At 71.8% G+C, this 9,464-nt stretch carries 9 protein-coding genes; 1 reads left to right on the top strand and 8 read right to left on the bottom strand.

Annotated features, from left to right (window positions below; genetic code table 11):
- Window positions 1–55: 55 nt before the first annotated feature.
- The gene (locus PGN25_20185) at window positions 56–1,216 is read left to right on the top strand and encodes a putative zinc-binding peptidase (GenBank protein MEH3119833.1); all 1,161 of its coding nucleotides are present in this window, start codon (window positions 56–58) and stop codon (window positions 1,214–1,216) included.
- Window positions 1,217–1,345: 129 nt separating this feature from the next.
- On the opposite strand, the gene PGN25_20180 is transcribed toward PGN25_20185, so the two are convergent.
- The 8 genes from PGN25_20180 to PGN25_20145 all read right to left on the bottom strand — a co-directional run bounded on the left by PGN25_20180 (window position 1,346) and on the right by PGN25_20145 (window position 9,459).
- The gene (locus PGN25_20180) at window positions 1,346–2,026 is read right to left on the bottom strand and encodes a DUF2147 domain-containing protein (GenBank protein ID MEH3119832.1); all 681 of its coding nucleotides are present in this window, start codon (window positions 2,024–2,026) and stop codon (window positions 1,346–1,348) included.
- A gap of 347 nt (window positions 2,027–2,373) precedes the next feature.
- Window positions 2,374–2,583: a hypothetical protein gene (locus PGN25_20175; GenBank protein ID MEH3119831.1), complete on the bottom strand. Its 210-nt coding sequence runs from the start codon at window positions 2,581–2,583 to the stop codon at window positions 2,374–2,376.
- 553 nt (window positions 2,584–3,136) lie between these two features.
- On the bottom strand, window positions 3,137–4,522 hold the full coding sequence (locus tag PGN25_20170; GenBank protein ID MEH3119830.1) for an FAD/NAD(P)-binding protein: 1,386 nt from the start codon (window positions 4,520–4,522) through the stop codon (window positions 3,137–3,139).
- A gap of 108 nt (window positions 4,523–4,630) precedes the next feature.
- The gene (locus PGN25_20165) at window positions 4,631–5,605 is read right to left on the bottom strand and encodes a sulfonate ABC transporter substrate-binding protein (GenBank protein MEH3119829.1); all 975 of its coding nucleotides are present in this window, start codon (window positions 5,603–5,605) and stop codon (window positions 4,631–4,633) included.
- A 16-nt stretch (window positions 5,606–5,621) separates the two neighbouring features.
- Complete coding sequence (ssuD, locus tag PGN25_20160; GenBank protein ID MEH3119828.1) at window positions 5,622–6,797, bottom strand: FMNH2-dependent alkanesulfonate monooxygenase; 1,176 nt, start codon at window positions 6,795–6,797, stop codon at window positions 5,622–5,624.
- A gap of 28 nt (window positions 6,798–6,825) precedes the next feature.
- Window positions 6,826–7,611: an ATP-binding cassette domain-containing protein gene (locus PGN25_20155; protein ID MEH3119827.1), complete on the bottom strand. Its 786-nt coding sequence runs from the start codon at window positions 7,609–7,611 to the stop codon at window positions 6,826–6,828.
- 22 nt (window positions 7,612–7,633) lie between these two features.
- Window positions 7,634–8,476 (bottom strand): ABC transporter permease subunit, encoded by an 843-nt coding sequence (locus tag PGN25_20150; protein ID MEH3119826.1) that lies wholly within the window; start codon window positions 8,474–8,476, stop codon window positions 7,634–7,636.
- Window positions 8,477–8,484: 8 nt separating this feature from the next.
- Window positions 8,485–9,459: an aliphatic sulfonate ABC transporter substrate-binding protein gene (locus PGN25_20145; protein MEH3119825.1), complete on the bottom strand. Its 975-nt coding sequence runs from the start codon at window positions 9,457–9,459 to the stop codon at window positions 8,485–8,487.
- Window positions 9,460–9,464: the final 5 nt, after the last annotated feature.

Here is a 9,464-nt window from a genome sequence, read left to right as displayed (position 1 = left end):
TCCGGCGCGGCCCGGTTCCTGTGGGGAGCCCGCAGCGGCCGGAGCGGGGCCTCCCATGCAGATCTTCCAGTGCCAAGCCTGCGACCAGCCGGTCTCGTTCGAGAGCACGGTCTGCGAGAGCTGCGAGCGCCGGCTCGGTTACGTCTGCGACCGGCACGAGGTCTCGGCGCTGGAGCCCTGCGGCGCGGACGCGCGCGGCCCCCTGTTCCGGGCCTACGCCCATCCGGGCCGCAAGTACCGCCTCTGCGCCAACGCCGTCCATGGCGCCTGCAACTGGATGGTGCCGGCCGAATCCGGCGAAGCCTTCTGCGTCGCCTGCCGCCACAACCGCGTGGTGCCGGACCTGGGCGTTCCGGCCAATCTCGAACCCTGGCGCCAGATCGAGGCGGCCAAGCACCGGCTGTTCTACTCGCTGCTGCGCCTCGACCTGCCGCTGGTGACGCGGGCGCAGTATTCCGACGGGCTCGCCTTCGACTTCCTCGCCGAATCCGCCGGGCCGCCGGTGATGACGGGCCATCTCGACGGGCTCATCACCCTGTCCGTCGCCGAGGCCGACGACGTGGAGCGCGAGCGCCGCCGCAAGCTGTTCGGCGAGTACTACCGCACCCTGCTCGGCCACTTCCGCCACGAGATCGGGCACTACTTCTGGAACCTGCTGGTGCGCTTCGACGCGAGCCTGCCGGTCTTCCGCCTCCTGTTCGGCGACGAGAGCGCCGATTACGGCGTCGCGCTCCGGCGTCACCACGCCGAGGGGCCGCCGCCCGATTGGCAGGAATCCTTCGTCTCGGCCTACGCCACCGCCCACCCGTGGGAGGATTTCGCCGAGACCTTCGCCCATTACCTGCACATCGTCGACACGCTGGAGACGGGCAGCGCCTTCGAGATCCGCCTGCGGCCGAAGCTGCGCGGCGCAGCGGAGCCGGCGGCGCCATCCACCTGCGTCGATTTCGACCCCTACGGGACGCCGGATTTCGAGCGGGTGATCGAGGCGTGGATCCCGCTGACCTACGCGGTGAATTCGCTCAACCGCTCCATGGGCCAGCCGCCGCTCTACCCGTTCAAGCTGACGCCCGCGGTGATCGCCAAGCTCGCCTTCGTGCACGAGCGGATCTACGCCGCCCGCACCCCCGGCGGCCTCTCGGACGAGGCGAGCGCGGAGATGCTGAAGGCGGTGATCGCGGGCTTGCGCCAGCGGGTGGCGGCGCCGACGGCCTGATCGTCTTCGAACGATTGCGCGCGGGCGCGTGCCGACGCTGGAGCGGAGGGCGCGGTGAGGCGCCGTGAGCGTCGGTGCCGGAAGACTCGTTCGAGTCGTCCGGCACGACCGGCGGCCATGTATGACTGCTTACTGCGCCGGGGCGGCCGGGGCCTTGGGCGCGGCGGGCTTCGGCGCCGGCTTGGCCCCGGGCGCCGGGCCGGCGGTGCCGGTGGCGGCGGGACCGTTGGCGGTGGCGCCCGGCGCGGCCTTCGGTGTCCACTCGGCATCGGCGCGGGGGCCGTTCGGGCCGTTGGTCGGGCCGGTGAGCTGGCCGGGCTGGGTGTCGCTCACCCTGGTCCAGGTCTGCGACTGGCACAGGAAGGCGATCAGGCAGCCCTTGACGGTCAGTTCTTCCGGGCCGTCCGACCAGACCGTGACGTCGTAGAACTTGCCGTCCTCGGCGTTGTAGATCTTGCCCTCGTAATGGGCCTCGTCGTTCAGCTTGAGGCCGAGGATGAGCTGGTGGCCGAGGGAGGCGCGCGTGCGCTTCTTCGGATCGGGGTTGCGGAAGTCGACCCGCGGCTTGCCCTCGTCGTTGAGCGGCGTCTTCAGCCACACGGCGTAACCGCACAGGTTCCTCTCCTGCGGGCCGCACTTCTCGACGCGGATGCGGGCCTTGCCGTCCTGGGTCAGCCAGGTGCCGCTCGGGTCGTGCGGCGCCGCGGCCGAGGCGGGGACGGCCAGCAGGGCGCCGAGGGCGGCACCGAGGCCCGCGCCGCGGGCGGTGCGGAGGCAGGCCATGCGCGCACCGATCGGTCCGAAGTTCATGCAATCATCCCCACATCCGGCGCGGCGGCGATTCCGTGCCGCACCGCTCGATCCTGACCATTCGGGCCGGCCGTCGGCGGCCGAGCCGGGGCCGGTCCGCCTGGACCGTTGCCCTCTCGCCGCAGCCATCGGATCGGAAGGTGACCGGATCATGACCGCCGCGGGGCGGTTTCGGCGCAATCGACCGCCCTTTGCGGGACACGTGCGAAAAGGGCCGGTGCCCAGCGGCACCGGCCCTTTCGAACGAACCCTGTCGGCCCGCGGCTTAGTGTCTCTCGCGAAACGCCCGCTGCGCCGACGCGTCCGCAGGGGAAGCGACCGGTGACCGGGAGTTTCGTGAGGCGCTCTTACTCGGCCGGGGTGACGTCGGCGGTGAAGTGACCGCACCAATCCTTGGACGCCACCACCGGCCACAGGCCCTGGCCCTGCGGATCGGGCTGGCTCACCGGCGGGTTGAAGCGGCACAGGCCCTGGTCGCCCGAAGCCTGGGCGCCGTTGGTCTTGTGGTCGTCGAAGAAGCGGCAGCTCTGGCAGGCGGCGTTGCTGTTGGTGGCCATGGTCTCTCTCCGGTTGTCGTTCGGTGTCGTCGTCGGCGGTTCGGCCCCGCTGGCTCCTGGCCCGGCACCCCGCCGTCACGAGCCTTAATTAGAACGGGTCCAAACTTGGATCAAGCTCTTTAGAACGATTCCGGATAGTGAGCCGGGCAAAAACCGCTCACGAACACGCGAGGCGGAGAGCGACGCTCTCCGCCTCGGGGCAATCCGAAGAAGGATGAGTCTCGGGGGTAGAGCCTCGTCCCGAAAGGGGGCGGCCGGCTTGTCTAAATAGAAATTCGCTATCTGAGCGAGCACAGCGTCACGCATATGCCCGCCTTGGTTTCATTCGCCAGGGTCCGCGCAGCCGGCGGCAACTCATACCGTTTCCGCTTGATCGCCTCGGGTTCGGCCATCCTCCGTCATCGCGAGCGGCAGCGAAGCGATCCAGGGCGCGACAGGTCCGGAAAGGTCGCGCCCTGGTTTGCCACGGCTTCGCCTCGCAAGGACGCAGGACAGGCCGAACTCATCGACCGGATGTCGTATGAAAAGACGATGCTCCAGCGTGCCGGCTGCGTCAGGCCGCGGCGGCGCGGTCGAGGCTGGCGGCGACGAGACCGGCGAGGTCCGAGGCTTCGTTGCGGATGTCGGGCACCGCCATGCATTCCCACAGCACCCCGCGCAGCAGGGGGCCGAGGATCCAGAGCGCTCCCCCGCCCTCCCCCGGCGAGGAACCGAGCGCCCTGTAGTCGGCGCCCGCATCGAGGCCGAGGCCGAACGGGCCGGGGCGCACGAAGCCCCGTTCGAGCAGACGCCGCAGCAGCGGGTCACGGCTCTCCGCGAGATGGCCGAAGCCGGTGGCGTCGATCATCGCCTGAACGGCGAGGCGTTCGCTGCGCCCGGCGCCGCGGAAGCGCAGGGTCACCACCGCCTGCGCCGCCTCGTCCGCGATGTCGAGGACGCGGCCGGCCCGCACCGTCAGGGCGCCGCGGGCGATCTCGTCGGCGATCGTCCGCGCGGCGGGCGGTGCGGTGCGGTGGCGGTGCACGTCCCAGAACGGGCGCAGATGGCGCAGGAAGCGGGCCTGCTCCGGCGGCGGCAGGCCGCGCCAGATCGTGTCGGTGAGTGGGCGCAGGGCATCGATCACCCCGTGCCAGCCGATGCCCGCCGCCTCCGCCCGCGCCACCTCCCCGCGGAGACGGGCGAGGAGCCGCGGCAGGGAGGCGAAGTCGGCGGGCGCCAGGTCCGGAGCCGGCCACGGGCCCGCCGGGGCATGGGCGTTCGGCAGCAGGCCGCGGCGCGACAGGGCGATGATGGCGCCGGTAAACCCGTGCGCCCGCAGGCTCGCCACCGCGTCGAGCATGGTGAGGCCGGTCCCGACGACGAGGACCGGCGCGTGCGGATGCAGGCGCCCGAACTGCTCCGGGGCCCAGGGGTCGAGGCTGTGGCGGCTCCGCGGCGCGGCGGCGGCGAGGTTGCCCATGGCGAGCACGGCCCCGGCGACCCGGTGGGCCTGGCCGCCCTCCATGCGCAGCAGGAAGCCGTCGGCCCGCGGCTCCAGATCGACGATTCCGTCGTTGACGAGTTGCAGACGCGGCACCCCCGGCCCGGTGACGGCCCCGGTCAGCAATTCGGTGAGGTAGCTGCCGTAATGGCCGCGCGCCACGAAGGTGCCCGCCGGGGTCTTCGCCACGCCCTCTTCACCCAGGCCCGCCCCGGCGAGCCAATCCTCGAAATGGGCCGGCCGGTCGGGGAAGGCGCTCATGTTGGCGGCGCGCACGTTGAGGAGATGGGCCGGGTTGCCCGTGCCGTAGGCCAGCCCGCGCGCAAAGCTTCCCCGGCGCTCGCACAGCAGCACCGGCCGCTCCGGCGGCAGGGCGGAGAGGAGCTGGAGCGCGGCCATGGTGCCGCTGAACCCCGCCCCGATCACGGCGATGGGGGGCAAACTCGCCTGACGGGTCATCTCGAACGGTCCCTTTCGCCAAATCGTCTCGTTTTTTTGGAGGACGCGAACGGGATGGGCGTATCTCCTCCCCTTGCGGGGAGAGAGGATGGCGGGAGCGGGAAACGATCAGCTTCCCGGCTTGCGCACGGCCCCGGCGATGTCGACGGTCTTCGGCACCAGCTTCAGCCCGTGGAAGGTGTCGGCGATGCGCTGCTGCTCCCGCGTCACCGCCGCGTCGAGGGGGCGGATGCCGTAGGTCTGGCGCTCGAGGGCCACGCTCAGGATCGGGGCCGGGATGCCGACGGAGGGGGAAAGCGCCTTCGCCACCGCATCGGTGTCGTCCCTGGCCCAGGCGTCGACCTCCGCGATCGCCGCGACGATGGCGTCGAGGGCCGGGCCGTTCCCGGCGGCGAAGCTTTTCGAGGCGAGGTAGAACTGGTGGTTCGGCACGAGGCCGGTGCCGTCGGCGAGCACCCGGGCGTTGCCGCCGGCTTCGGCCGCCGCGAAGTACGGGTCCCAGATCGCCCAGGCATCGACGGCGCCGCGCTCGAAGGCCGCCCGCGCATCCGCGGGGGCGAGGTAGACGGGGGTGATGTCGGCGAGGCTCAGGCCCGCCGCCTCGATCGCCCGCACCAGCAGGTAGTGCACGTTCGAGCCCTTGTTCAGCGCGACCTTCCTGCCGCGCAGATCGACCACCGACCGGGCCGGGCTCGACTTCGGCACCAGGATCGCCTCGCCCCTGGGCGCGGCCGGCTCGTGGGCGACGTAAGTCAGACCGTCGCTCGCGGCCTGGGCGAAGATCGGCGGGGTCTCGCCCGCCGAGCCGAAATCGACGGCGCCCGCGTTCAGGGCCTCCATCAGCGGCGGGCCGGAGGGGAACTCCGACCATCGCACCCGGTAGCCGAGCGCCTTCAGCCGCGGCTCCAGGGTGCCGCGGCCCTTGAGCAGGACCAGCGTGCCGTATTTCTGGTAGCCGATCCGCACCGTGCGCTCGTCAGCGTGCGCCGCGAGCGTCAGGCTGGCGAAGATCAGCGCGGCGAGCGCCAGCCACGGGCGCGGCGGCGGCTTTGGTGCGAGAGCGATCCGAGCGCGGGCGGTCATCACGAGACATTCCCGGTCAATGGGCGCCGACGCGGCGGGTCGGCACGATGTCGTTGGCGATGACCTCGCCGAACGGGCCGTTGTTGCGGGCCGTGCTCGGCGCCGTTCCGGTGGTGGCGCGCAAGGGGAGCTTGGGGAAGACCAGTTCGGCGAAGCGGTAGGCCTCCTCCAGATGCGGGTAGCCGGAGAGGATGAAGCGATCGATGCCGAGATCGATGTACTCCTTCATCCGGTCGGCGACCTGGGTCGCCGAGCCGACCAGCGCCGTGCCCGCCCCGCCGCGCACGAGGCCGACGCCGGCCCAGAGGTTGGGCGAGACCACGAGCTTCGAGCGGTCGCCGCCGTGCAGCGCCATCATCCGGCTCTGGCCGACCGAATCCTGGCGCTTCAGCGTCGCCTGCGCCTGGGCGATGGTGGCGTCGTCGAGCCGCGAGATCAGCCGCTCCGCCGCGTCCCAGGCCTCGCCTTCCGTCTCGCGCACGATCACGTGCAGGCGGATGCCGTAGGAGAATCTTTTGCCCTTTCTCTCGGCGGCTTCGCGCGCTTTCGCAATTTTCTCGGCGACGCCGGCCGGAGGCTCGCCCCAGGTGAGGTAGACCTCGCAATGCTCGGCCGCGACCTCGATGCCGGCGGGCGAGGACCCGCCGAAATACAGCGGCGGATAGGGCGCCTGCACCGGCCGGAAGATCACCCGGCCGTTCTCGGCGCGCAGGTGCTTGCCCGCGAAGTTCACCGTTTCGCCGGCCATCAGCCCGCGCCAGATGTGGAGGAACTCGTCGGTGACGACGTAGCGCTCGTCGTGGTCGAGGAACACGCCGTCGCCCTTGAGCTCCACCGGATCGCCCCCGGTCACCACGTTGATGAGGAGGCGCCCGTCCGAGATCCGGTCTAGCGTCGCGGCCATGCGCGCGGCCGCCGACGGCTCCTGCAGGCCGGGGCGGACGGCGACGAGGAAGCGCAGGCGCTGCGTCAGCGGCGCGAGCGCCGAGGCGATCACCCAGGAATCCTCGCAGGAGCGGCCGGTCGGCAGCAGCACGCCGTAATAGCCGAGGTCGTCCGCTCCTTGCGCGATCTGGCGGAGATACGGAAGCGACACGTCGCGGGCGCCTTCCGAGGCGCCGAGATAGCGGCCGTCGCCGTGGGTGGGCAGGAACCAGAGAACGTCGGTCTTGCCGTCGGTCTGTACGCTCATGGAAGGACGCTCCAGAAAATGGAAAAAATCAGGCGCGGTGGCCGAGGAGCCGTTCGAGGATGCGGCCTTCGAGTTCGGCCAGAGCCGGGTCGCCGCGGCGGCGGGGGCGCGGCACGTCCACATCGACGTCGAGGGCGATGGCGCCCTTCTCGACCACGAGGATGCGGTCGGCGAGCGCCACCGCCTCGCCGACATCGTGGGTGACGAGGATCGCGGTGAAGCCCTGGGCCGCCCAGATCCGTTCGATCATCGCCTGCATCTCGATGCGGGTGAGCGCGTCGAGCGCGCCCAGGGGCTCGTCCAGCGCGAGCAGGGCCGGGCGGCTGACCAGGGCGCGGGCGAGCGCCACCCGTTGGCGCTGGCCGCCGGACAGCGTCGCGGGCCAGTCGCCGGCCTTTTCCGCGAGGCCGACCTCGTCGAGCACCGCCAGCGCCCGCTTGCGCCGCTCGGCGCGGCCGGTCTCGCGCCCGAGCCCGACCGCGACGTTGTCGGCGACCCGCGCCCAGGGCAGCAGCCGCGGCTCCTGGAACATGATTTTTTTCGATTGCCCCGCGCCGTTTCCTGCCCCGCCGTTGATCGTCACGCGGCCGGCGCTCGGCTCTTCGAGGCCGAGGATCAGGCGCAGCAGGGTGCTCTTGCCGCAGCCCGAGCGGCCGACCACGGCCACGAACTGGCCCGCGGGCACGTGCAGATCGAGACCGCGGATGACGGTGGCGCCCCCGTCGAAGCTTTTCGTCAGGCCGCGCAGGGTGAGGGCGAGGCCGGTGGTGCGGTCTCCGGCGAACGCGTTCCCGACGGGCAAGGCAGCGGACATGGGGCTCACTCGCGGCAGAAGATCAGGTGTTGCGGTAGGCCGGGTTCCAGGCGAGGCAGGTGCGCTCCAGCGCCCGGGTCAGGCTGTCGGCGAGCTTGCCGAGGGCGGCGTAGATCAGGATCGCCAGCACCACGACGTCGACCAGCATGAACTCGCGGGCCTGCATCGCCATGTAGCCGAGGCCGGAATTGGCCGAGATCGTCTCGGCGACGATCAGCGTCAGCCACATGATGCCGAGCGCGTAGCGGACGCCGACGAAGATCGACGGCATCGCGCCCGGCAGCAGCACCCGCCGGAACAGCGCGCGCCGGTTCATGCCGTAGACCCGGCCCATCTCCATCAGGTGCGGATCGACCGAGCGGATGCCGTGCAGGGTGTTGGCGTAGACGGGGAAGAACACGCCGAGCGCCACGAGGAACAGCTTGGCCCCCTCGTCGATGCCGAACCACAGGATCACCAGCGGGATCAGCGACAGGTGCGGGATGTTGCGCACCATCTGCAGCGTGGTGTCGGTGAGCTTTTCCGAGAGGTTCGACAGCCCGTTGGCGAGCCCGAAGGCCAGCCCGATGCCGCCGCCGATCAGGAAGCCGGCCGCGGCGCGGGCGAAGCTCACCCACAGGTTCTCCCAAAGCTCCCCGGTCTGGGCGAGGCGCCAGCCCGCGGCGGCGACGTCGAGGGGGGCGGGCATGAACCGGGTCGAGACCAGCCCGAGCGAGGCCGCCGCCTGCCAGCCGGCGATGACGAGGGTCGGCAGCAGCCAGGGCAGCAGTCTGCCCACGGGCAGGCGCGGCGGGCGGCGTGCCGTCGGCGCCGCCTCCTTGCTGGCGCGGCCGGGAAGCGATCGGAGGGCGGCTGAATCGGCCATGGTCGGGCTCACCCGTCGTTCCGGGGCTTGTCGGGCGCCGCGGCCGGCGCCCGGACGATGTCGGACACCCGCACCGGGCGCGGGATCACGCCGAGGGCGTGGAAGCGGTCGGCAATGCGCTGCTGCTCGGCGGTGACCGCCGCATCCATCGGCGCGATCACGAAGCGGATGCGTTCCACCGCCCGCCGCGTGGCGGGCAGCGGCACGCCGGTGACCTTCGACAGGCTCGCCGCGACGCTGCCACGGTTGGCCTCGCACCACACCGCGACCGCGCCGAGCGCCGCGAGCGCCGCGTTCAGCACCTCCGGCCGCGCTCGCACGAAGTCTCCGTTCGCCAGGAAGAAGTTGTTGGTGGGCGTGATGTCGGGGGCCTGCGCCAGGATGCGCGCGCCGCCCCCCTCCTCGGCGATGGCGAAGTAGGGATCCCACACCGTCCAGGCGTCGATCGTGCCGCCGGCGAACGCCGCCGCGCCGTCGGCGGGGGCGAGCAGGACGGGGGTGATGTCGCGGTAGGACAGGCCCGCCTTCTCGAGGGCGGCGACGGTGAGGTTGTGCGCGCTCGATCCCTTGGCGAAGGCGACGCGCTTGCCCTTGAGGTCGGCGAGCGTGGCGACGGTCGAGCCCTTCGGCAGCAGGATGGCCGAACCGGAGCCGCCCCCGGGCTGAGCCGCCGCGTAGACGAGGCCCGCGCCCGCGGCCTGGGCGAAGATCGGCGGCGCGTCGCCGGTCTGGCCGAAATCGATCGCGCCGAGGCTCAGGGCTTCCAGGAGCGGCGGGCCGAACGAGAACTCGACCCAGCGCACGCCCACGCCCTGCGGCTTGAGGGCGGCCTCGATCGCCGCCTGCTCCCGGGCGACGGCCAAAATGCCGTTCTTCTGGTAGCCGATGCGCAGCATGCCGGGCTCGACGGCTCGGGAGACGCGCGCGCCAAGCGTGGTGCCGGTCGCGGCGAGGGCGGCGAGGAAGCGGCGGCGGTGGAGCATCGTCG

This window comes from Methylorubrum populi, from assembly GCA_036946625.1.
Classification (GTDB): domain Bacteria; phylum Pseudomonadota; class Alphaproteobacteria; order Rhizobiales; family Beijerinckiaceae; genus Methylobacterium; species Methylobacterium populi_C.
The sequence above is the reverse complement of the archived record's forward strand: the minus strand, read 5'-3'. Positions and strand labels throughout refer to the sequence as shown.